At 63.4% G+C, this 23,300-nt stretch carries 17 protein-coding genes; 8 read left to right on the top strand and 9 right to left on the bottom strand.

Going from position 1 to position 23,300, the window contains the following annotated elements; all coding sequences use genetic code 11:
* The 6 genes from M2267_RS27470 to M2267_RS27445 form a co-directional block, all read right to left on the bottom strand.
* The coding region (locus M2267_RS27470) for an FAD-dependent oxidoreductase (RefSeq protein WP_429119023.1) at nt 1-107 on the bottom strand (107 nt) is incomplete at its 3' end.
* 160 nt (nt 108-267) lie between these two features.
* Nucleotides 268-1,770 carry an aldehyde dehydrogenase family protein gene (locus M2267_RS27465; RefSeq protein ID WP_429119007.1) on the bottom strand — a complete coding sequence of 501 codons (1,503 nt, stop codon included), beginning with the start codon at nt 1,768-1,770 and terminating at the stop codon, nt 268-270.
* Between the two features lie 110 nt (nt 1,771-1,880).
* Complete coding sequence (locus tag M2267_RS27460; protein ID WP_429119005.1) at nt 1,881-2,897, bottom strand: AraC family transcriptional regulator; 1,017 nt, start codon at nt 2,895-2,897, stop codon at nt 1,881-1,883.
* Between the two features lie 40 nt (nt 2,898-2,937).
* Entirely contained in the window at nt 2,938-3,879 is a 942-nt protein-coding gene (locus M2267_RS27455) for an electron transfer flavoprotein subunit alpha/FixB family protein (protein ID WP_429119003.1), read from the bottom strand.
* Nucleotides 3,876-4,628, bottom strand: a complete 753-nt coding sequence (locus tag M2267_RS27450; protein ID WP_429119001.1) for an electron transfer flavoprotein subunit beta/FixA family protein — start codon at nt 4,626-4,628, stop codon at nt 3,876-3,878. The genes M2267_RS27455 and M2267_RS27450 overlap by 4 nt, the downstream gene beginning before the upstream one ends.
* Before the next feature lie 38 nt (nt 4,629-4,666).
* On the bottom strand, nt 4,667-5,911 hold the full coding sequence (locus M2267_RS27445; protein WP_043623505.1) for an acyl-CoA dehydrogenase family protein: 1,245 nt from the start codon (nt 5,909-5,911) through the stop codon (nt 4,667-4,669).
* A 420-nt stretch (nt 5,912-6,331) separates the two neighbouring features.
* On the opposite strand from M2267_RS27445, the gene M2267_RS27440 reads away from it, so the two are divergent.
* A complete protein-coding gene (locus M2267_RS27440; RefSeq protein WP_429118998.1) occupies nt 6,332-8,026 on the top strand; it encodes an amidohydrolase in 1,695 nt (564 codons plus the stop codon).
* Nucleotides 8,027-8,203: 177 nt separating this feature from the next.
* Here the strand turns inward: M2267_RS27440 and selD are convergent, their stop codons facing one another.
* On the bottom strand, nt 8,204-9,247 hold the full coding sequence (gene selD / locus M2267_RS27435; protein WP_429119022.1) for a selenide, water dikinase SelD: 1,044 nt from the start codon (nt 9,245-9,247) through the stop codon (nt 8,204-8,206).
* A 194-nt stretch (nt 9,248-9,441) separates the two neighbouring features.
* On the opposite strand from selD, the gene fdnG reads away from it, so the two are divergent.
* The 7 genes from fdnG to M2267_RS27400 all read left to right on the top strand — a co-directional run bounded on the left by fdnG (nt 9,442) and on the right by M2267_RS27400 (nt 21,436).
* Nucleotides 9,442-12,528 carry a formate dehydrogenase-N subunit alpha gene (gene fdnG / locus M2267_RS27430; protein ID WP_082006166.1) on the top strand — a complete coding sequence of 1,029 codons (3,087 nt, stop codon included), beginning with the start codon at nt 9,442-9,444 and terminating at the stop codon, nt 12,526-12,528.
* Nucleotides 12,525-13,511, top strand: coding sequence for a formate dehydrogenase subunit beta (gene fdxH / locus M2267_RS27425; protein ID WP_429118997.1), 987 nt, complete (start codon nt 12,525-12,527; stop codon nt 13,509-13,511). Before fdnG ends, fdxH begins: the two co-directional genes overlap by 4 nt.
* Nucleotides 13,511-14,200 (top strand): formate dehydrogenase subunit gamma, encoded by a 690-nt coding sequence (locus M2267_RS27420; RefSeq protein ID WP_429118995.1) that lies wholly within the window; start codon nt 13,511-13,513, stop codon nt 14,198-14,200. The genes fdxH and M2267_RS27420 overlap by 1 nt, the downstream gene beginning before the upstream one ends.
* A gap of 102 nt (nt 14,201-14,302) precedes the next feature.
* Nucleotides 14,303-15,214 carry a formate dehydrogenase accessory protein FdhE gene (fdhE, locus tag M2267_RS27415; RefSeq protein WP_429118993.1) on the top strand — a complete coding sequence of 304 codons (912 nt, stop codon included), beginning with the start codon at nt 14,303-14,305 and terminating at the stop codon, nt 15,212-15,214.
* Nucleotides 15,214-16,590 (top strand): L-seryl-tRNA(Sec) selenium transferase, encoded by a 1,377-nt coding sequence (gene selA, locus M2267_RS27410; RefSeq protein ID WP_429118991.1) that lies wholly within the window; start codon nt 15,214-15,216, stop codon nt 16,588-16,590. The genes fdhE and selA overlap by 1 nt, the downstream gene beginning before the upstream one ends.
* Nucleotides 16,587-18,491, top strand: a complete 1,905-nt coding sequence (gene selB / locus M2267_RS27405) for a selenocysteine-specific translation elongation factor (protein WP_429118990.1) — start codon at nt 16,587-16,589, stop codon at nt 18,489-18,491. The genes selA and selB overlap by 4 nt, the downstream gene beginning before the upstream one ends.
* A gap of 1,007 nt (nt 18,492-19,498) precedes the next feature.
* The gene (locus tag M2267_RS27400; RefSeq protein ID WP_082006165.1) at nt 19,499-21,436 is read left to right on the top strand and encodes a M10 family metallopeptidase; all 1,938 of its coding nucleotides are present in this window, start codon (nt 19,499-19,501) and stop codon (nt 21,434-21,436) included.
* Here the strand turns inward: M2267_RS27400 and M2267_RS27395 are convergent.
* Nucleotides 21,414-21,701 (bottom strand): hypothetical protein, encoded by a 288-nt coding sequence (locus M2267_RS27395; RefSeq protein ID WP_156134244.1) that lies wholly within the window; start codon nt 21,699-21,701, stop codon nt 21,414-21,416. The genes M2267_RS27400 and M2267_RS27395 overlap by 23 nt on opposite strands.
* Nucleotides 21,702-22,484: 783 nt before the next feature.
* A complete protein-coding gene (locus M2267_RS27390) occupies nt 22,485-22,637 on the bottom strand; it encodes a hypothetical protein (RefSeq protein WP_429118989.1) in 153 nt (50 codons plus the stop codon).
* Nucleotides 22,638-23,300: the final 663 nt, after the last annotated feature.

Genomic DNA, 23,300 nt, shown 5'->3' with positions numbered 1-23,300 from the left:
AGCTCCGGATTGACCTGCTTCAACCGGATCGCCGCCGCAAGACCCGCCGGTCCCGCACCCACGATCACAACGTCGAACTCCATGCTCTCGCGTTCAACCACCTGCATGCAACCCGCCTATCAATTGCCGGCCGTATAGAGCAGTCGCGCCACGCGGAACGCGACGCCTACCCTTAACTGGGACCGGTCGGAGCTCGCACGGTGACGCGCCGCAGACGGGCGTCACCGTGCTGGATGTTTTGTTCAATGGATCTGGTTCGGGGCGAACTCAGTCCTTCGGTGGCCAGGTCGGGATGGTGCCCCGGCCCGACGGAAACCGGACGTTCTTTGAGCGCGTGAATTCGCGCAGCGTTTCCGCTGCATTTTCCCGGCCGAAACCGCTTCCCTTCTGGCCGCCGAAGGGGGAGCCGAGGAAGGCGCGGCGCATGTAGTTGTTGATGAAGATCATGCCCGCTTCGAGCTTGGCTGCGATCTTGCCGGCGTGCGCCTCGTCGGTCGTGCAGATCGCCGCTGTCAGGCCGTATTCGCTGTCATTGGCGATGCGGATCGCTTCTTCCTCGGTTGAAAACCGCATGATGCTGGCAATCGGGCCGAACATCTCCTCGCGCGCCGGGGTCATGTCGGGCGTGACGTCGGCCAGAACCGTCGGCGCGACCCAGTAGCCGTCCTTCAAGCGCTCGTCGGTCGGCAGCTTGCCCTGGGTGACCAGGCGGGCTCCCTCCTTCAGCGCGATATCGAGGTAGCCGAGAACCTTGTCGCGGTGTTTCGCATCGACCATGGCGCCGATATCGGTCGCCGGATCAAGCCCGTCGCCGACGACCAACTTCTCGGTCGCCCGTGCGAACCGCTCCAGGAACTGGTCATGGATTCTATCATGCACCAGGATGCGCGACGTCGATGTGCAGGCTTCGCCCTGATTGTAGAACATGCCTTCGAGCGCGACGTTGATCGCGACGTCGAGATCGGCATCGGGCAGCACGATCAGCGCGTTCTTTCCACCCAATTCCATCGTGGCATAGGTGAGGTTCTGCGCAGCCGACTGCAGCACGCGCCGGCCCGTCATCGTCGACCCGGTGAAGGTGATGCGCTCGACCAGCGGATGGGCGGCGAGTGCCGGGCCGGAGGCCATGCCGGCGACCGCGTTGAGAACGCCCGGCGGCAGGATCTCATTGGCGAGTTCGACGAGGCGCAACACCGTCAACGGCGCCTGCTCGCCCGGCTTGATGACGACGGTGTTGCCGGCAGCAAGTGCCGGCGCGCACTTCTTGGAGAAGTGGATCGGCGGCCAGTTGAAAGGCAGGATCGCGGCCACCACGCCGTAGGGCTCGTAGTTGATGCGCGCCTCGATCGGCCCTTGGTCGAGGATCTCTCCGTGGATCGTATCGGCGAGACCGCCGAAATAGTCGAAGCAGGCATGGCAGAACGACACGTCGAAGCGGAGCGCATCGCGACGTGGCTTGCCCACTTCGCGCGCCTCGATCTCGGCCAGTTCGTCCACGTGCTTGCGGATATGGGCGGCGACCTCCCGCAGGATCTGGCCGCGCTCGCGCGGGGAGCGGTCGCGCCAGGCCTGGAAGGCGCCGCGCGCGCTTCTGACGGCCTGGTCGACGTCGGTCACCGAAGCATTGGTCACATGCGCGATCGTCGCGCCGGTCGCCGGCTCCTCGACGCTGAACGTGGTGGCGCTGCCGTCGTCCAGAAATTCCCCGCCCACGAACAGGCCGGACATCCGCAGCGGCGCCCGCGCCTGATCCTCGACATTCTTAAGCATTGCTTCTCCTCCCGTGTTGCAATCAACCGCACATGCCGGACCACGTCCCGGTCAGGCTTTCCTCTGTCCGTCGGACAATCCCGTTGTCCGGCTGGTTCCGTGTGATCCGCCTAGCTCCTGCTCCTTGGCATCAGGCCCGGAGCCTGTGCGCCGAGGCCGCGCCGCGTCGTCGCGGGTACGGCGAGGTCGCTCAGCCGTTTCGCCCGATAGGCCGTCGGCGTCATTCCGACCGACTTTCGGAACGCCCGCAGGAAATACTTCTCGTCGTTGTAGCCGACGGCATAGGCGACCTGGCCGATCGGCTCGTCGGTCAGCACCAGGCGTTCGCGCGCGTCATCGATGCGCATCTCACGGATAAGCGCGTTGAAGCTGGTGCCCGTGTGCTGTCGCAACAGCGCGCAGAGGCGGCTGCGGGAAAGCCTGGCGTAGGCGGCCGCCTGATCGAGCGTCGGCGAGCGCAGATAGTTCTCGGCGATGAAATCGGAGATCCGGCGCATGTACCCGCTGTCCCGGCCGATCGCCGGCAGCACCGGCGACAACTCGTCGAAACGATCCTCATAGGCCCGGCAGATCCTGCCGAGCATCAGCGTCAGTTCGGCGCGAATGATCTCCCCGGTGCAGATCCGGTCCTCGGCATGCTCCAGGATCATCTCCCGGCAAGCCTCCTCGACGCGTGCCGCCTGGGCTTCGTCGAGGTTGAAGTCGATATGCCCCTGCCAGGCAAACGGCGTGAGTTCAGGCGCGATGCGCACCAGTTCCTGTATCGGATAGGAGCGCGTGATGCCCGGCCGCAGGAAGTCGAGATCGAAGTAGATGACGACGGACCGCGACGCACTGCTGAACCGCATCTGGTGCGGCGTCATCGGCGCGATGAAATAGACCGAGCCCGGCTGCGGCTTGTAGGATTTGAGACCGACCCGCGCCGTCGGCGCCTCGCTCATGAAATAGACGATCTGGAAATAGTCGTGCTTATGGGCCGGATAGAGCCTCTGGGTCTTTTCGACGAGGCGAATGTGGAAACGGGGCGCGTCGGCCCGTTCGAGCGCGTAGGAACGAAAGGGCGCCGACAGGGTGTCGTCACCATCCTGATCCGGATCATTGCCCGGCTGCCCGCCTATCCTTGCCATCCCGTCCTCCCCGTTTGCCTCAGTGCCGACGCCGCTTGCTTCAAGTCGCGCTTGCGAGCGTACCCTTCAATTCGGGAACGGCCTCGAAGAGATCGGCGACGAGACCGTAATCGGCCACCTGGAAGATCGGCGCTTCCGCGTCCTTGTTGATCGCGACGATCACCTTCGAATCCTTCATCCCCGCCAGATGCTGGATCGCGCCGGAAATGCCGCAGGCGATATAGAGCTCGGGCGCGACGATCTTGCCGGTCTGGCCAACCTGAAGGTCGTTCGACACATAGCCGGCGTCAACCGCCGCGCGGCTCGCACCCAATGCCGCCCCCAGCGTGTCGGCGAGCGGCGCAAGCACCGTCTCGAAATTGTCGGCCGAGCCCATGCCGCGCCCGCCGGACACGACGATGCGCGCCGAGGTCAGCTCCGGCCGCTCCGAAACTGCGACAGCATTGGCGACAAACGTCGACCGGGAGGCGCCTGGGGTAACGTCAACGGTCTCGATCGGCCTCGCCTCTCCCTGACCCACGGCTCGGAATGCCGACGCCCGGATCGTGAGGACGCGTTTCGGGTCTTTCGAGCGCACGGTCTGCACGATGTTGCCGGCATAGATCGGACGGCGAAACAGGTCGGGGCCGTCGATCGCGATCACGTCCGAGATCTGCATGACGTCGAGCAGCGCCGCGACGCGCGGCATCACGTTCTTGCCGGTCGAGGTGGATGCCGCGACGATGGCATCGTAGTTTCCCGACAGCGCGACAATCAGCTCGGCAAGCGGTTCGGCGAGCTGGTTGGCAAGGCTTTCCCCCTCCGCGACCAGCACCCTGGAGATGCCGTCGAGACAGGCGGCAGCCAGGCCCACGTCGTGACACCCCTTACCCGCGACAAGCACGTCGATGTCGTTGCCGAGGCAAAGGGCGGCGCTGACCGCCCTTGCCGTTGCCTCATCCAGTTGCGCATTGCCGTGTTCGGCCAAAACAAGCACGCTCATGCCAACACTCCCGCTTCCGTTTTCAGTCGTTCGACAAGCTCCGCCACCGATTTCACCTTGATGCCGGCGGCCCGTGTCGGCGGTTCTTCGAGACGGACGACCTCCAGGCGCTCCTCGATGACCAGGCCGTAGTCCGCGGGCTGCTTTTCCTCCACAGGCTTCTTCTTGGCCTTCATGATGTTCGGCAGCGACGCGTAGCGCGGCTCGTTCAGGCGCAAATCCGTCGTGACGATCGCCGGCAGGGTGAGCGCGATCGTCTGCGATCCGCCATCGATCTCGCGAATGACGGTGGCGCGGTCGCCATCGACGGTGAGCTGCGAAGCAAAGGTCGCCTGCGGCCAACCGAGTTTTGCCGCCAGCATCTGTCCGGTCTGGTTGCAATCGTCGTCGACGGCCTGTTTGCCAAGAAGGATCAAGGCCGGCTGTTCTTCGCCGGCGACGGCGCTGAGCACTTTGGCAACCGTCAGCGGCTCGGTCGTCGCCTCCGTCCTGACGAGGAGGCCGCGATCGGCCCCCATCGCCAGTGCCGTGCGCAACGTTTCCGCCGCCTTTTCGGGGCCGACCGAAACGGCGACCACCTCGGAAGCGATGCCCGCCTCCTTGAGGCGGACCGCCTCTTCGACCGCGATCTCGTCGAACGGGTTCATCGTCATCTTGACGGCGGCAAGGTCGAGACCGCTGCCGTCTGCGCGCAACCTGACCTTCACGTTCGGATCGGCAACGCGCTTTATCGCGACCAGTATCTTCATCTTCGTCCTCCCGAGCCCGCCATTCCCTCCGGCAGGCCCTAGTTCTCAGGGCCCGCGTATTTGCCGGCGGTCGCCGGGAACATGGTCTTGATGATCTTCATCCGGCTGACATCGACGGTCGCGTCCATGTGCAGGAAGATCGCCGCGTCGCGGAACAGCTTCTCGATGCCGAACTCCAGCATCGCGCCGTTGCCGCCATGCAGTTCCAGCGCGTGGGTCGCGACCTTCATGATCTCTTCCGAGGCGTAGACCTTGGCCATGTTGCAGAGAACATCCATGTCCGGATGGCCCTCGTCGACGGCCCTCGACGCCCGCTCGATCAGGGCGCGCACCGCCTCGATCCGCGTCGCCATGTCGGCAAGCCGCAGGGCCACGGCCTGGTGCTTGATGAGAATACGCCCACCCTGCACGTAGTTCTGGACATAGTCGGCCGTGCGCTCGAAGCAGGCGACGCCGACGCCGAGGTTCTTGGCCGCCTGGATGATCTTGCCGGCCCGGAAATACTGCCCGGCGCTGCCAAGGGCGGTGTTCTGGACGAGAAGGTGATCGGCCGGCACCCGGCAGTCCTCGAACACCAGTTCGCCGTTGTTCATGAAACGGCAGCCCATGGTCTCGTTGCACTTCGTCACCGTCAGGCCGGGCGTGTCGCGGGGCACGAGGAAACTCGAAGTTCCCTGCAGCATGCCAACGGAGGAGTCCGTATTGGCATAGACGACATAGAGGCTCGCATCGAAGCCGTTCGAGATGAACTGCTTGCGGCCGTTGATCACCCAGTGCCCGTCCTTGAGCACGGCCTTCGTGTGCATCGCCGCCTCGGGCACATTGTAGGGCAGCCAGCGATCGGAAGCGCCGCGCGGCTCGGTCAGGCAATGGGCCAGCAGGAACTGCGGGTCCGCCAGAAGACGCGGGAACCACTTGTCCTGCAGGTGCTTCGGCGCGAATTCGCGCAGGAGGATCGAGACCTTCCAGTTCTGCACCAGCTTGTCGGCAAGGCCGGAGTCGCCGCGAGCGATTTCTTCGGAGATCAGCGCGAAGGTCCTGACCTCCGTCTCGCGCTCCAGGTCGACGCCGCCATAGGCTTCCGGCACGCCGAGCGTGCGGACGCCGATCGTTTCGGCACCCTCAAGGATCGAGCGCGGCAGCCGCTCGCCCGGGCTCATGTCCCATTCGCGCTGCCAGTTCGATCGAATGAAAGGCGTCACCGCGTCGTCGACGAAGGCGCGGCAGCTGTCGCGCATCATTCGCTGTTCCTGGGACAGTGAGCCGTCATCGGCGTGGATCATTTCTCGCTCCCTTGGTTCTGATCTGGCGGGTTCCTCATCCTGCCGACAGATTGGTAGCTTGCCGTTCCCGTGGAGATGAGGTTCGAGTGTGCTCTTTTGGTGGACTATCGTCCAATTCGACGTGGACTTTCTGCGCGCCATGGGAAGCAATTGAGCGTCGGCCTTTGCCTCAACGGCTCCCCATCCCATCGCAGTCTCAATCGGCACGCGCCGAAATCCTTGTCCTATTTTTAAGACACTGTGGCTCGAATTCGGTACCTACCGCCGGTTTGTAGCGTCCGTATCTATTTCGAGCCCGCTCTCTCAGGCGTGGCGAAGACGGCTCGGCCACCACCCGACGCCGCAGCTGCCGGAGAAAGCAACGCGAACCATCCGCGACCTCCGCCAGTTTGTTTCACCGATCCTGTTAAGGAGAGTGCCTTGATCCGCCGGTTTTCGACCTTCTGCCTCGCCGCGGCGCAGCTTGCCGTTTTCACGCAACCGTCCCTGGCAAGCGATCGTCCCGACCTCGTGCTCCGAAACGGCACGATCGTCACCATGGACGAGGCCCGGCCGGCGGCGGAAGCGCTTGCCATTGCCAATGGCCGCATCGTGGCGGTCGGCAGCGACGAGGACATCGTAAAGCTGGTGCAGCCTGACACGGAGGTGCTCGACCTTGGCGGCCGCACGGTCATTCCCGGCCTCGTCGACACGCATATCCACGCGATCCGCGGCGGCCAGACCTATCCTTTCGAGACCTACTGGCATGACGAAACGAGCCTTGCGAGTGCGCTCGAAGCCTTGAAGACTGCGGCGCGCGCTCGCGCCAGGGACCAGTGGGTTGCGGTCGTCGGCTCCTGGCATCCAGACCAGTTCGCCGAGCGCCGTCCGCCCGAGATTGCCGACCTCGACAAGGCCCTGCCGGACACCCCGGCCTATGTGCAATACCTCTATGACTACGCGCTCGTGAACACCAAGGGGATCGAGTTGCTCGCGCTCGACAGCGCCGAACCGAAACTGCCGCCCGGCGTCAGGATCGAGCGCAACGGAGAAAACCGTGCGACGGGCAAGCTCTTCGGCAACATCGGCTCGTTCAACGTGCTCTTCGGACAGCTCAGCGCGATTGGGAAGGAAGAGCGCAGGGCGAACCTCAAGGTGTTCTTCTCGCATCTCAACGCGGTCGGGGTTACCGGCTTCATCGACCCCTCCGCAGGGCCGGCGGCCGGCTACGAACCGTTCTTTGCGCTTCGCGACGAAGGCGACCTGACGCTGAGGGCCGGCTACCGAATTCCGGCGGCCCACCCCGGCAAGGAAGCCGAATGGTTCCGCGAAATCATGTCGTTCCGTCCCGCCGTCCACGACGACGGCACGCTGAGCTTCCTCGGGCTTGGCGAATCCCTGGTTTTTGCGATGAACGACGGCGTGCAGATGGGGCCGGGCTTTGCGCCGCCCAAGGAAGCCCGCGACGAACTCCTGAAAGTCGCGCTCTTCGCTTCGGAACGGCGCATCCCCGTCGAGATCCACGCCTATACCGACGATGCCGCGAGCGCGATCCTCGACGTCTTCGAGGAGGTGCACAAGACGCATCCCCTCAACGACCTCCGGTGGTCGATTGCCCATCTCAACACCGGATCGGAGCGGACCCTCGACCGGATGCGGAAGATGGGCCTCGCCTACACCGTCCAGATGGGACCCTATTTCGAGGGTGCGGCGATCGCCGACGCCAACGGCGCCGACGTCGCGGCCCTTTCGCCGCCGACACGCCTTGCCATCGACAAGGGGCTGCTGGTGGCAGGCGGCACCGACTCCACGCGCATCGGCGTCGCCGGCGTCTGGCAGGCGATAGAATACCACCTGACGGGGCGTTCGCTGGGGGGCACTGTGCAGAAGGCGAGCGACCAGTTGCTGACGCGCGAAGAGGCGCTCAGCCTTTACACCCGCAATGCCGCATGGATCGGCTTTGCCGAAAAGGATCGCGGCACGCTTTCCGAAGGCAAGCTCGCCGATCTCGCCGTGCTCGACAAGCCTTACATGACGATGCCGGTCGACGAGATCGATACCATCCGATCGGTGTTGACCCTGCTCGGCGGCAAGGTCGTATACGATGCCGGCGCCCTCCGGTCCGCCGAGCAATAGCGGGGGACAAAGGGGCACCATCATGGCCTGCTGTCAAAGCAACCCGGCCGCAACATAGCGATCATCGCCGGGAGTAACGCGTCCCGGCGAAAGGCGATGCAGCCACTCCGTTCGACGCGAGGTATTGGGCCAGGCAGAGGCGGCCAGACTCGACTGTCGCCGGGTGAGACCCAGAGCCTAAGCGACCACCAGCCCCGCCGGGCCGGCCACCGTTTCCCCGATCACCCCTGCGCCGAAGCCGTGCTTGCCGAAGAGGCCGAGCACGTCCTGTGCGGACGACCGGTCACAGGCGACGAGCAAGCCGCCGCTCGTCTGCGGATCGCAAAGCAGCGCCTTGTCGATCGCGCCCATCTCGCGCGCAAAGGCCACGTCCTGCCCGTAGCTTGCCCAATTCCGCCCGGAGGCGCCGGTGACGAAACCGGCGGCAGCGAGATCGAAAGCACCCTCCAGAAGGGGAACGGCGGACCAGTCGATCCGGACCTGGCAGTTCGATCCACGCGCCATTTCGAGCGCGTGGCCGGCAAGGCCGAAGCCTGTCACGTCGGTCATGGCATGGACGCCGGAAAGCCGCGCGAGATCGGGCCCGGCCGCGTTGAGGCGGGTGGTGCTATCAAGCATGCGGGCGTAGCCGGCCTCATCGAGCGCGCCCTTTTTCAGCGCCGCAGAAAAGATGCCGACGCCGAGCGGTTTGCCGAGGATGAGCACGTCGCCGGCAAGGGCGCCGCTGTTGCGTTTCAGATGCGCGGGATCGACGAGGCCGATCGCGACGAGACCGTAGATCGGCTCAACGGAATCGATCGTGTGGCCGCCGGCGATCGGAATGCCGGCCGCCCGGCAGGCCGCCGCGCCGCCGTCGAGGATGGCGCCGATGGTTTCGGTCGACAGCACGTTGACCGGCATGCCGACGAGCGCCAACGCAAAGATCGGCGTGCCACCCATGGCGTAGACATCGCTGATCGCATTGGTCGCGGCGATCCTGCCGAAATCGTGGGGATCGTCGACAACAGGCATGAAGAAGTCGGTGGTGGCGACCACCGCCTGGTGGTCGTTGAGGCGATAGACTGCCGCATCGTCGGAGGTTTCGATGCCGACCAGCAGTTGCGGCGGAACCGGCAACTGGACACGCCCCCGCAAGATTTCCTGCAGCACGCCCGGCGCGATCTTGCAGCCGCAGCCGCCGCCATGGGCAAGCGAGGTCAGGCGAGGCTCGGTGGCGGGCAGGCTGCTCACGATCAGAACTCCCTCGATGCAATGGTATCGATGGCGGCCTTGCCGACCACGGACGCGATCATGACCGATCATTTCCGGCAAGGCCATGACTTTTCGTGACAAAAGCCGATCAAATCGGCCTTGACACGCCGGCTCTGAGGCTCGACCATTCGTTTCAAGACCGATACCATGGAAGAGGACCTCCAATGAACATCGATCTTTCTCGCCGCAGTTTCCTGAAGCTTGCTGGCGCAGGAGCCGCGGCCACCACGATCGGGGCCATGGGCTTCGGAGCGGCCGAGGCCGCAACAGCCGCCCATGTGCGTGCCTTCAAGCTCGCAAGCACCACCGAGACCCGCAACGTCTGCACCTACTGTTCGGTCGCCTGCGGCATCCTGATGTATTCGAAGGGTGACCTTTCCGCCGGCGAGAAGGCGGAACTCATCCATATCGAGGGGGATGCCGATCATCCGACCAACCGCGGAACGCTCTGTCCCAAGGGCGCGGCGCTCAAGGACTTCGTGAAGTCCGAGACCCGCGCCACGAAGCCGCGTCACCGCGCTCCAGGCGCCGACACCTGGCAGGACATCTCCTGGGAAGATGCCTTCGACAAGATCGCCCGGGCGATCAAGGACGACCGCGACAAGAACTTCATCGAGAAGAATGCGGCCGGCGTCACCGTCAACCGCTGGACGACGATGGGCTTCCTTGCCGCGTCGGGCGGTACCAACGAGACGGGATGGCTGACCTACAAGACCGTCCGTTCCATGGGAGTCGTCGGCTTCGACAACCAGGCACGCGTCTGACACGGCCCCACGGTAGCCAGTTTGGCTCCAACATTTGGCCGCGGCGCAATGACGAACGCCTGGACCGACATCAAGAACACCGACCTCGTCATCGTCATGGGTGGCAACGCGGCGGAAGCCCATCCCTGCGGCTTCAAATGGGTGACGGAAGCCAAGCATCATCGCGGCGCCCGGCTGATCGTCGTCGACCCGCGCTTCAACCGCACCGCCTCGGTCGCTGACGTCTACGCCCCGATCCGACCCGGCTCCGACATCGCCTTCCTGATGGGCGCGATCCGCTACTGCATCGAGAACGACAAGGTGCAGTGGGACTATGTGAAGAACTACACCAACGCCACCTACCTGGTGAACCCCGAGTTCGGCTGGGTCGATGGCCTCTTCAACGGCTACGACGAGGAAAAACGCGACTACGACCGCACCGCTTGGGAATACCAGCTGAACGAGGACGGCACGGTGAAAACCGATCCGACCCTGTCAGACCCGCGCTGCGTCTGGAACCTCCTGAAGCAGCATGTCGCAGCCTACACGCCGGAGTTTGTCGAAAACATCTGCGGCACGCCCAAGGATCGCTACCTGAAGATCCTGGAGATGATCGGCGCGACGTCCGCCCGCGACAAGGTGATGACCTCGCTCTACGCGCTCGGCTGGACGCAGCATTCGAAAGGCGCTCAGAACATCCGCGGCATGGCGATGCTGCAGCTGATCCTCGGCAATGTCGGCCTGCCGGGCGGCGGGGTGAATGCGCTTCGCGGCCACTCCAATATTCAGGGCCTGACCGACATAGGCCTGCTTTCCAATTCCCTGCCGGGCTACATGAACCTGGCGACCGAAAAGGAGACGGACTACACGACCTACATGTCGACGCGCGGCAACAAGCCGCTCGTTCCCGGCCAGACGAGCTACTGGCAGAACACGCCCAAATTCATGGTCAGCTTCCTGAAGGCCATGTGGGGCAGCGCTGCCACGAAGGAGAACGACTGGGGCTTCGACTGGCTGCCGAAGCTCGATGTGCCCTACTACGACATCCTCCGGATGTTCGACATGATGAGCCGCGGCGAAGTGAACCTCTACTTCTGCCAGGGCTTCAATCCGCTTCTGTCCTTCCCCAACAGGGCAAAGCTGACCGAGGGTCTGTCGAAGCTGAAGCTGCTCGTCACCATCGACCCGCTGCAGACCGAGACGGCGCATTTCTGGGAAAACCACGGCATCTACAACCAGGTGGATTCCGCCAAGATCATGACGGAGGTCTTGCAACTTCCGGCGACCTGCTTTGCCGAGGACGAAGGCGCCACCGTCAATTCGGGCCGCTGGCTGCAATGGCACTGGCCGGGCGCGACACCACCGGGCGACGCCAAGCACGACACCTGGATCATGGCCAACATCTTCCTGCGGGTGCGTGAACTCTACCGCAAGGAAGGCGGGGTCTGTCCCGAGCCGATCCTGAACCTCGCCTGGGACTACAAGGACCCGTACGAGCCGGAACCGGCCGAACTTGCCCAGGAGATGAACGGACGGGCGCTGCAAACGCTCTACGATCCGACCGATCCGACGAAGGTGCTGGTCGAGGCCGGCAAGCTTTTGCCCAACTTCGGCGTGATGCGTGACGACGGCTCCACCATGTCGGGCTGCTGGATATATACCGGCTCCTGGACGGAGGAAGGCAACATGATGGCCCGGCGCGACAACAGCGATCCGGGCGATGTCGGCACTTTCCTCAAATGGACCTTCGCCTGGCCGGCCAATCGACGCATCCTCTACAATCGTGCCTCCTGCGACCTAGAGGGCAAGCCCTGGGATCCGGCGCGCAAACTGATCGAATGGAACGGCGAGCGTTGGGCCGGCTTCGACGTGCCCGACATCGCGGTGACGGCAAAGCCGGAGACCGTGATGCCGTTCATCATGACGGCCGAGGGAACCGCCCGTCTCTTTGCGCGCAAACTGATGCGGGACGGCCCCTTCCCCACGCATATGGAGCCGTTCGAAAGCCCGGTCGAAAATCCGTTCAACGCCAAGCTTCGCGGCAATCCCGTCGCGCGCATCTTCCCAGGCGACCTGCAACAGCTGGGCACGAGCACCGACTTCCCCTTCGTTGCCACGTCCTACCGCCTCACCGAGCACTTCCACTTCTGGACCAAGCACAGCCGCGTCAACGCCGTGCTGCAACCGGAGTTCTTCGTGGAAATCAGCGAGGAACTGGCGGCCGAGCGCGGCATCACCAAGGGCGGGCGGGTGCGCGTGTGGAGCGCGCGCGGCGAGGTCTGGGCGAAGGCGGTGGTAACGAAGCGTATTCGCCCGCTGATCTGCAACGGCAAGCCGGTCCATGTGGTCGGCATTCCCTTGCATTGGGGCTTCATGGGTGCGGCCCGCAAGGGCTTCGGCCCGAACAGCCTTACCCCCTTCGTCGGCGACGCCAATATCGACACGCCGGAGTTCAAGGCCTTCCTGGTCAATATCGAACCCGCGGCGGAAGAAGGAGCCTCGGCATGAGCGAACGCGCACCGGAGCCGGTAACGGCCGCCGCCAACCCGCCGCTGCAGCCGCTGGCGTCGAACCTGTTGCCGAGCGATGTCATCAAGGTTTCGGCAACGAGCAACGTGCCGATACCCGAACGACAGCTGACCCCGGTCGCCAAGTTGATCGACGTGTCGAAATGCATCGGCTGCAAGGCCTGCCAGTCCGCCTGCATCGAATGGAACGACACCCATCCGGACCTGGAGGAAAATGTCGGCGTCTACGAGAACCCGCATGACCTGACGGCGGATATGTTCACGCTGATGCGGTTCACCGAATACGAAAACCCCGTTACCAACGAGTTCGAATGGCTGATCCGCAAGGACGGCTGCATGCACTGCGCCGATCCGGGCTGTCTCAAGGCCTGCCCGGCGCCGGGCGCCATCGTGCAATATTCCAACGGCATCGTCGATTTCATCTCCGACAACTGCATCGGCTGCGGCTATTGCATCGCCGGCTGTCCCTTCAACATTCCGCGCATCTCCAAAACCGCGCATGTATCGAAGAAATGCACCCTCTGCTCGGACCGCGTCGCGGTCGGCCAGGGGCCGGCCTGCGCCAAGGCCTGTCCGACCAAGGCGATCACCTTCGGGACGAAGGACGACATGGTCACGCTTGCCAACGAGCGCGTCGAGGACCTGAAGTCACGCGGCTACGACCATGCCGGCCTCTACGACCCGCAGGGCGTCGGCGGCACGCATGTGATGTATGTGCTGCACCATGCCGATCAGCCGTCGCTCTATTCCGGGCTGCCGGAAGATCCGCAGATTTCGCCGGTGGTGCGCGGCTGGAAGGGGCCGGCGAAGACCGTCGGCCTCGCCGTGGCAGGGCTTGCCGCCGCCGGCGCCGTGCTGCACGGCATCTTCGCCCGGCCGAACGAGGTGACCGCCCATGAGGAAGGCGAGGCCGAGGAACTCGTCGAGGATCGCGACCGCCCGCAAGGCGGTAGGGAGGCGTGATGGCTGACAAACGCATCTATTCGGCCCCCGGCGACAGGATCGAGACGAAACACCCGGTCACCGTCAATCGCTATCGCGGCTATACCCGCCTCAACCACTGGGTCACCGCCGCCTGCATGATCGTGCTTCTGATCTCCGGCCTTTCCTTCTTTCATCCGTCGCTGTTTTTCCTGACCGGCCTTTTCGGTGGCGGCCAGATGACGCGGTGGCTGCATCCGATCGTCGGACTTGTCCTCGTCGCAAGCTTCCTCCTGCTATTTGCGCAGATGTGGAAGCTCAATCTGCCGCGGCGCGAGGACGTGGAGTGGAGCCGCAAGTTCGGCGACCTTCTCCAGGGCAACGAAGAAAGCCTGCCTGAACTCGGCAAGTACAATGCCGGCCAGAAGATGGTTTTCTGGGGCATGTCCGGCCTGATCGTCGTGCTTGTGACGACCGGGATCATGATCTGGGAGCAGTATTTCCCCGACCTCGTTTCCATCCCCGTTCGCCGCATCGCCGTTGCCGTGCATGCGCTGGCGGCGCTTTTCACGATCCTGATCTTCATCGTCCATGTCTATGCGGCGATCTGGACGCGCGGCACGATCCGGGCGATGACCCGCGGCACCGTCACCGGAGGCTGGGCCTTTCGCCATCATCGCAAATGGCTGCGCGAACTGGCTGGACGTCAGGGCTCCGACCCGTCAAAGTGAACATCTCCTACAGCGCCGCGCGTCCTGTCGGGCGCGCAACGGTCGCTGTAGCACCGTGAATGCTGCATGATCCGGCGTCTCCGTCGGATCACCGGAGATGCGATGGCTGAAGACATACAACCAGATCCCTCCCTCATCGGCGGCGTGCCGACACCGCCGCTGGCCTTCCTGCCCGAGCCGGTCAAACTGTTCCAGACGCGAGCACGCCGCTTCGCGTTTCTCGCCGAAAGCAACGCGCTTGCGCCCTACCTCACCTTTCTTGCGGCGCTCTCCAAACTCCAGGCTCGCTTGGCAGTAACCCTTCCGCCCGTAACCGCGCCGACATCGGCGCGCGTCGCCGAGGCTGCGCGCACTGAAATGCCGCCGATCGACCGACTGGCGCTTGTCGATGACCCCGGCCTTTCGGCGACACTCGATGCGCTTCTCGAAGGTGCTGCCGAGATTTCCATGCCCGACGCCGCGCGCCTGGCGCTCGATGCGGTGCGCGCTGCCGAGGACGGTGACCGGCGCTGGTTGCTTACCAACATTCTGTCGGATCAGGTTCCGGACGACAGTGCCGCCCCCCACCTCTTCGTCGCAGCCGCGGTACAGGTGCACATGGCGCGGCTCGCCGCGACGCTCGATCCGGAAACGCTCGTCCCTGTCGGCCTCGGCGTCTGTCCCGCCTGCGGCGGCCGGCCGGCGACATCGTCGGTCGTGGGCGCACAGGGCGTCGAGAACGTGCGTTACGCCGCCTGCGCTTGCTGCGCCACGCAGTGGAACGAGGTGCGGGTGAAGTGCCTCTGTTGCGGCTCGACCAAGGGCATCAGCTATCGCTCGGTCGAGACCGCGGAGGCGACGGTGAAGGCCGAGACCTGCCGGGAATGCCATTCCTGGGTGAAGATCTTCTACCAGGTGAAAAACCCGAGCCTGGAGCCGATCGCCGACGATGTCGGCAGCCTCGGTCTCGACATCCTGATGAAGGAGACCGCCTTTCGCCGCCGCGGCTTCAACCCCTATCTCGCGGGGTATTGATGCCGGATTTCCGCGTGCTTCCCTCGGTCGACCAGATGCTGACCTCGCCAGAGGGACTGGCGCTGGCGGAAGAACATGGCCGCCTTGCCGTCGTCACCGCCGTCCGCGCCCGACTCGAGATCGCGCGGGAGAAAATCCGTGCGGGCGAGGATGGGGCAGCGCTTGCGGCCGACCTGCCGCGCCGCGTCGCCGAGGAGCTGGCGATCGCCGCCCGCTCCGCCCTTCGCCCACTCATCAACCTCACGGGCACGGTGCTGCACACCAATCTCGGCCGCGCCATCCTGGCCGAGGAAGCCGTACGCGCCGCGACCGCCGCGATGGCCAACCCGCTGGCGCTGGAGTTCGATCTCGACGGCGGCGGGCGCGGCCAGCGCGACGACCATCTGCGCGGCCTGCTCCGCGAACTGACCGGCGCCGAAGACGCCACCATCGTCAACAACAATGCCGCAGCCGTGCTGATCGCGCTCAATACGCTTGCCGACGGCCGCGAGGCGATCGTCTCGCGCGGCGAACTGATCGAAATCGGCGGCGCCTTCCGCATGCCCGACATCATGGCCCGCGCCGGCGCGAAACTGGTGGAGGTCGGCACCACCAACCGCACCCATCCGCGCGACTATGAAGGGGCCATCCGCCCCGAGACCGGCGTCATCCTCAAGGTCCACACGTCCAACTACCGGATCGAGGGTTTTACCGCCGAGGTGCCGGCGCCAAAACTGGCCGAGATTGCCCGCAAGGCCGGCGTGCCGCTTCTGAACGATCTCGGCTCCGGCTCGCTCGTCGATCTCTCCACCTTCGGATTGCGGCGCGAGCCGACGGTGGCGGAAGCGGTCGCCGAAGGTGCCGACCTAGTCACGTTTTCGGGCGACAAGCTGCTCGGAGGGCCGCAGGCAGGCCTCATTGTCGGCCGGCGCGATCTGATTGCCGCGATCAATCGCAATCCGCTGAAACGGGCCGTTCGCCTCGACAAGATCCGCATCGCCGCGCTCGAAGCGACGCTGAAGCTCTATCGTGATCCCGACCGGCTGAAGGCGCGGCTGCCGACGCTGCGCTTCCTCTCCCGACCGGAAGCCGACATCGCCGCACAGGCGGCCCGTCTCGCTCCGGCAATCGATGCGCTGCTCAAGCCGCATGGCTATTCGGCAGCGACCTGCGCCTGCCAGAGCCAGGTCGGCTCCGGCGCCTTGCCGGTCGATACGATCCCGAGCGCCGGGCTGCGGCTGACGGGCAGCGGCGGCGACGCGCCGGAACGGCTGTCCGCACGGCTTCGCGCCCTGCCCCTGCCCGTAATCGGCCATATCCGCGACGGCGCGCTGGTCCTCGACCTGCGCTGCCTCGAGGTGGACGCGGCGCTCATCGAGGCCCTGGCGGCGCTATGATCGTCGGAACGGCAGGGCATATCGACCACGGCAAGACGGCGCTGGTGAAGGCGCTGACCGGCACGGACGCCGATCGCCTTGCCGAGGAAAAGGCCCGCGGCATCACCATCGACCTCGGTTTTGCCTATGCCGACCTCGGCGGCGGCACGGTTACCGGCTTCGTCGATGTGCCGGGTCACGAGCGGCTGATCCACACCATGCTTGCCGGCGCCGGCGGCATCGACTTCGCGCTGCTGGTGGTCGCAGCCGACGACGGCGTCATGCCGCAGACCCGCGAACATCTCGCCATCCTCGACCTGCTCGGTATCACCAGAGGCATCGTCGCGCTCACCAAGGCCGATCTCGCCGGGCCGGAGCGGCGCGCGGAAGTGACCGCGGAGATCCAGGCCGCACTTGCCGGCACAGGTCTCGCGAAGGCGCCGATCCTTGCCGTCTCCGCCCTCACCGGCGAAGGCATCGAGGCCCTGCGCGCAGGGCTCGCCGCCGCCGAAGCGGAGACCGCCGCGCGCAGCGATGCCGGCCTGCTGCGCTTTGCCGTCGACCGCAGCTTCACGCTCTCAGGCGCCGGCACCGTGGTGACCGGCATGGTGCTCGGCGGTCGTGCGACGCTCGACGACACCGTCATCGTCAGCCCGTCCGGCCTGACCGCCCGCATCCGCGGCATCCACGCACAGAACCGGAAAGCATCGGAGGGGCGTGCCGGCCAACGCTGCGCGCTGAACCTTGCCGGCGAACGGGTGACGAAGGACGCGATCCGGCGTGGCGACGTCGTCCTCGCCCCGGCACTGCATGCACCGACGGACCGGATCGACGCGGAGGTCCGCGTGCTTGCCTCGGAGGCCAAGCCGATCGGCACCTGGTTTCCCGTACGCTTGCACAGCCACGCAACGGAAGTCGGCGCGCGGATCGTGCCGCTTGCCGGTCCTCTCGATCCCGGGATGGAGGGCCTGGTGCAACTGGTCCTCGACCGACCCGTCGCCGCGACGATCGGTGACCGCTTCATCCTGCGCGACACCTCGGCCAGCCGGACCATCGGCGGCGGCCGCTTTCTCGATCTGCACCCGCCGGCGCGAAAGCGCGGCACGCCGGAGCGCCTGGCCTCCCTTGCCGCCTCCGGCAACGCGGACCCGGCGGCGGCTCTTTCGGCCCTGTCCGATCTCGCACCGATCGCGCTTGCGGCATTCCTACGCGACCGTGGCCTGGGCGACGACGCGCTTCCCAGGCTTCTGCTTGCCGCCGGAGCAAAAACCATAGGCGACCATGCGCTATCGTCCGCAGCGATTGACGGCCTGCGGGCGAGCCTGACGGACACACTCGCAGCCTTCCACGCTGAAAACCCCGAGCTTGCCGGCATCGGCCGCGAGCGGCTGCGGCTCCTGCTCAAACCACGCCTGCCGACGGCAAGCTTCCTCGCGTTCCTCAGGGACGAAGCGGCTGCCGGTCGCATCGTGCTCGACGGCGCCTTCCTGCGGCTGCCGGGCCACGCGGTCCGGTTGTCGCCGGCCGACGAAGACCTGTGGCAGCGGATCCATCCGCATCTCGTCGACGACAACCGCTTCCGGCCGCCGCGCGTGCGCGACTTCACAGCCCTTCTCAGTGCGGACGAGCGCGACATAAGGCGCGTACTGAAACTCGCCCAAGGGCTCGGGCAGACCCACGAGATCGCGCATGACCATTTCTTCGCCCGCGCCGTCGTGGAGGAGATGGCAGCCATCGTACTCGAGGTGGCGGCGCAGGCGGACGACGGCTGGTTCACCGCCCCCGCCTTCCGCGACCGGGTGCACAACGGCCGCAAGGTCGCCATCGAGATCCTCGATTTCTACGACCGGCTGGGCCTGACCTTGCGCAGGGGAGACTTGCGTCGCATAAATCCCCATCGCCGCGACCTGTTTGCGCACTGAGGAAGGGAATCGTCTCCGGTGGGACGGCCGGACTTCAAATTCTGTAGACAGTCGCCCCATCGTCTTGCGTTATCTTCAAGGTGAATGTGGTGCGTTTCCGTCGACTGAATATTAGGTTGTAATGCCTCATTTTGTGCGGCACTACCGAAGTGGGCAACAAAGTGGTAGCAGAGTTGTTCGTGTCATGCACAGAGCGAGCCCCTCCGATTCCGTCGGACGGGCGAAGGGGTGGAGGCCATTTATCTGTCCATCTTTGCTCCTGTAGCTTTCCGCTGACGGATAGTTGGAGTTTTATCCTAAGTGGAGCAGCGGAAACGTATTATCACTCGCGAAGAACTGCACGAGCTTGTTTGGTCCGCGCCAATGCAAAAGCTGACGGGCGACATGGCCTCTCGGACCACGGACTGGCGAGCACCTGCGAACAGCACCTTCCCATGCGTGAATATTGAGCGAAGCGTGAAGCCGGCCATCTCAATCGATCTGCGCGGAGCAAGGCGGGACGAAGAAGTCGGCCGCCGGCCCCTTGGTTCATGTGCGGACCGTGAGGGGCAATCTGGCAATGCTTAAAACGTGGCAAGGCGTTTCGGGAAGCCGCAATCATGGCGCCGGCGCTGCGGATACGTTGCAGAAAATGCGGCAGCATGAGCGGTAACGTAATCAAGATCGGAAAGCTGAGGCGGTGAGGCAGAGAAAGTGGATTGCGACGATTGTCCGGTGGGATGCAGTGTTTTGCCGACCCGGATGAGAATCCAATTGTCGGGCGCCCTGAGATTCAGGACGATGACTGAACTACATATCGATGTGGACGGGAAGGAGCCGCGGCGCTCGACCGTCTCCTTGCGGCCTCACATCCTACTCGTTGCGAGTTTGTTGAGCGGATAGGTGGATAGAAATATCGAAGCGGTAGTGCTTGACGCAAAATTCACTTGCAAATGCGAGGTTGTGCGTGTCCATAGGCACACGCAAATCCAAATCTGCTCTTTTGAGCCAGCACCGACGAGAAAACCATGCCAGCAGTGATCCCAAATGCCTTCTCCTTCGACCCGTATGTGGGCGGTATTACGGGTGATTGGAAATGGGCGATCCAGAATTTCACGTTCAGCTTTCCGACAAGCGCTGCGTTTTATGGGTTGAATTATGGAAGTGGCGAGCCGGTGAATGGTTTCGCCACCCTTAATTGGTGGCAACAAAGCGCGGCGCGCGCTGCTTTCGAGCAAATATCAGCGATTGCAAACCTAACGTTCACCGAGATTACTGAGAGCGCAACCCAAACCGCCGATCTTCGGCTTGCACAATCCAGCCTTCCCGACACGGCTTGGGCATATTATCCAAACGCCCTGCCCGAAGGCGGCGATGCGTGGTTCGGCACCTGGTCCGGCGACTACACATTTCCCAAAAAGGGCAATTATGCGTACGTGACATTCCTGCACGAGATTGGCCATTCCCTCGGCCTTGATCACGCGCACGAGGGCGCGGTTATGCCGATAGACCGCGCTTCCATGGAATACACGGTGATGAGCTACAGTTCGTATTCTGGCGCGTCGCCAATTGATGGATACACAAACGAGGACGCTGGGTATGCCCAGTCTTTGATGATGTACGACATCGCTGCGCTGCAGCGGATGTATGGTGCGAACTACGGCACGCAGAGCGGCAACACGGTCTATTCCTGGAGCCCGACAACCGGCGAGATGTTCATCAACGGTGTTGGCCAAGGCACTCCCGAGGCCAACCGCATTTTTCTGACCATTTGGGATGGCGGCGGTACCGATACCTATGACTTCTCGAATTACACCAATGGGGTGAAAGTCGATTTGCGACCTGGCGAGTGGAACAAGACATCCGAATCGCAACTGGCAAAGCTTCATTTTGACGGGTTGAAAACAGCGGTCGGCAACATTGCGAATGCCCTGCTCTTCGAAGGCGATACTCGGTCGCTCATCGAAAACGCTGTCGGCGGATCCGGCAACGACTACATTTTCGGCAACGTCAAGGACAACGTTCTTGTTGGCGGGTTCGGCGATGACTTTCTGGCCGGAGAAGACGGTTCGGACACATTGAATGGCCAGGCAGGATGGGACACGGCCTATTTCAACTTCAGTTTCACGGGGGTGAGAGTCGGTTATCACGATGGCGCCATGGTGATTGAACATGGCGGTTCATCGGACCGCCTGATCTCAATCGAGCAAATACAGTTCTGGGGTCGCCCGATCGCCCAGTCCGACGACAATATGCTCGTCGACGACGTATTCTACTTCGCTGAAAACAACGATGTCTACTACGCGGGGATGGAGGCCGAGCAACATTTCGCCATGTACGGGTGGAAGGAAGGCCGCGATCCCAACGGCTTCTTCGACACGTCGGCCTACCTAGATACATACAGGGACGTTGCCGCGGCCGGCATGAATCCGCTCGAGCACTATGCACTGTATGGCTGGAAGGAAGGGCGAGACCCGTCGAGCCTCTTCGACACCACGGACTACCTGCGGTTCAACCCGGACGTTGCGGCTGCCGGGGTGAACCCGCTCGCGCACTATCTCACGTATGGGGTTTACGAAAGTCGGAAGATTGATGCCGGTACTGCGCTCGTCGATGACATGTTCTATTTCAAGAACTACAAGGATGTAGCAAACAGCAACTACGATCCAGAGGATCATTTCGCGCAGTTCGGATGGCGTGAGGGACGTGATCCAAATGCCTTCTTTGATACGTCAGACTACCTGGCGACCTATCGCGATGTTGCTGCAGCTGGCATGAACCCTCTCGAACACTATAAGAACTACGGCTGGCATGAAGGGCGTGATCCGTCGAAGATTTTCGACACCACTGGATATCTCGAACTTAACCCAGACGTAGCTGCCGCCGGCGTGAACCCCCTCGAACATTTCTTGAACTATGGTATCCACGAGGGGCGCAGCTATCTCAACGACGGAGTGTTTGGGTAACCCCCAAGGTCACCCGCTCTTCCCAATAGTCACCAACACAATCGGCCTGATGCCTTCGACGAAACTCACGTCGTACGTCATCAGCGCCGTGGGGCACGACAAACATGTGATCGGCGGCAATGACGAGCAGGATGCAGCGATTGAGGATCTTGGGCGGATCGAGAAAAGTGCGATAATCGAGATCCTCTGAAGCCGCAGATCTCCGGTCGATCGGCTGATTGCGAAACTGCCCGCCCTCGACCCGCTGAAGGATCTTCTTGACCACCGTCAGATCCCCGTGACGCCTCCGATGCGCATGCCGAACAGGGTCACGAGAAGATCGCACGATTTGAACAGCCGTGGCGCTAGCCGCCATGCTCGCCTCCGTCGCAGCCGAAGTGGTCATGCGAAGCATCTAAAAGGGAGAAATCAAATGGATGCCTTGGGTGTTGTCGTGCTGATTGCAGGGCTATTCTGTCTAACCAGAAAGCCTCTGACTGAGGACTTCCTGCACAAACTTGATCAGAAGCGTGAACTTCCTGCCGAGCAAAGCTCCCGTTGGCAGAATCCTTGAATGGCTCGCAGCGCAGCCGGCTTGGCCCATAGCAGCGCTGACGGTCATCGGCGGCTTTGTGACTTGAATATGCCCTCGTTCACTTTGCACTTCGAGGCATCGCGAACCTGCTGAGCGGTGATCGCGCTCGGCGATTTCAAAGGCAGACCAATCTGCTCGATTCGACACGGGCGCTCAATTTCGCACATACATTTCCTAAAGCCTTAGGTAGAAACTGACTGCCAGGGATGCCTGGCCGTTATCGTGCGCACTGCCCCCCGGTAGTAACCGCCGTTACAGCGTGCGTATGGATGCCATCCGGCTTGGTCGGAATCTGATTGGCCGGCTCGGCCCGCCCGTCGCTATACTCGGCAGAAAGCGATGACCCGGAAGGCAGCTCCGAAGAATCGCGTCGTCACGACCTGAGATTGATCCGATAATCCGCACCCGAGCGCTCAACCTCGCTGGGTGGGAATGACGTCAAGGTTCAGGACAGATTGAGCGTATGGAACTGTTCTACAAATCCCAATTCGCGAGGACTTTTTTATCGGCGGCTTCACGTCGGCGATGGCCTACCTGGCCGGTTTTTGGTTCGCTGTCAGTTGGGCAGCCCAGACACGCCGCCTGATTGCCGCTATCGCCGTTGGAGTAGGTTTCATCTTTGCTCATCAGCAGCTGTGCGTGCGAGTACCGGCGCGAGACCGCCAGGCCCGACCAGGCCTACCCGATCCGAGGCCACCGACGTATTTCGGTCTCGGCATCTGCGCGGCAGCCTGAAGTGCGACGAGGAAACATCTCCCGCCCGGAGCTGCTGGCTAAGTCAGAAGATTTGCCACCTCGCGCCATGCCGCATCCTCTCTCGCGAACTAGTCAGCCTTGGTCGTGCCCGATAGGGAATGGAGGAACGACTGCATCGCCTCAATCGGCTTCCCGAACCATTGGGGACCGCTTCATCCTGCGCGACACCTCGGCCAGCCGGACCATCGGCGGCGGCTTTCTTGAACCACCCGTCTAATATCTCGGTGCGCTCGGACTTGAGCCGGTTGTTCACCATCTCAGTGCAGCGGCGCGAGCATCGGCGAACCCAAGGCTTGCTGGGGCGGAAGATCGTGCCGCAGCAATCGCACTCCCTTTCCGGGTACGCCTCGCGGTATTTCCTGACGCGGTAGGCGACCGCGCACTCGTTCGAGAATGCAGGCAAATGCCGCCGCGCAGATTGACGAGCTGATCCGCCGAGCGGTAGATGATACTAGCGAAAGCGAAGGGTAGCAATTCGGTAGAAAACCTCTGATCCGAACATTGTCACTTCTTCAGAAATGATAATGAAATCAA

Source organism: Ensifer sp. KUDG1, assembly GCF_050434285.1.
Taxonomy (GTDB): Bacteria; Pseudomonadota; Alphaproteobacteria; order Rhizobiales; family Rhizobiaceae; genus Ensifer.
Note: the sequence above shows the minus strand (reverse complement) of the source record. Positions and strands in the feature narration are given on the sequence as shown.

Coding starts and splice junctions, on each gene's coding strand:
- M2267_RS27465 (WP_429119007.1), bottom strand. CDS start 1,770: ATGCTTAAGAATGTCGAGGATCAGGCGCGGGCGCCGCTGCGGATGTCC.
- M2267_RS27460 (WP_429119005.1), bottom strand. CDS start 2,897: ATGGCAAGGATAGGCGGGCAGCCGGGCAATGATCCGGATCAGGATGGT.
- M2267_RS27455 (WP_429119003.1), bottom strand. CDS start 3,879: ATGAGCGTGCTTGTTTTGGCCGAACACGGCAATGCGCAACTGGATGAG.
- M2267_RS27450 (WP_429119001.1), bottom strand. CDS start 4,628: ATGAAGATACTGGTCGCGATAAAGCGCGTTGCCGATCCGAACGTGAAG.
- M2267_RS27445 (WP_043623505.1), bottom strand. CDS start 5,911: ATGATCCACGCCGATGACGGCTCACTGTCCCAGGAACAGCGAATGATG.
- fdxH (WP_429118997.1), top strand. CDS start 12,525: ATGAGCGAACGCGCACCGGAGCCGGTAACGGCCGCCGCCAACCCGCCG.
- M2267_RS27420 (WP_429118995.1), top strand. CDS start 13,511: ATGGCTGACAAACGCATCTATTCGGCCCCCGGCGACAGGATCGAGACG.
- fdhE (WP_429118993.1), top strand. CDS start 14,303: ATGGCTGAAGACATACAACCAGATCCCTCCCTCATCGGCGGCGTGCCG.
- selA (WP_429118991.1), top strand. CDS start 15,214: ATGCCGGATTTCCGCGTGCTTCCCTCGGTCGACCAGATGCTGACCTCG.
- selB (WP_429118990.1), top strand. CDS start 16,587: ATGATCGTCGGAACGGCAGGGCATATCGACCACGGCAAGACGGCGCTG.
- M2267_RS27400 (WP_082006165.1), top strand. CDS start 19,499: ATGCCAGCAGTGATCCCAAATGCCTTCTCCTTCGACCCGTATGTGGGC.
- M2267_RS27390 (WP_429118989.1), bottom strand. CDS start 22,637: ATGAGCAAAGATGAAACCTACTCCAACGGCGATAGCGGCAATCAGGCG.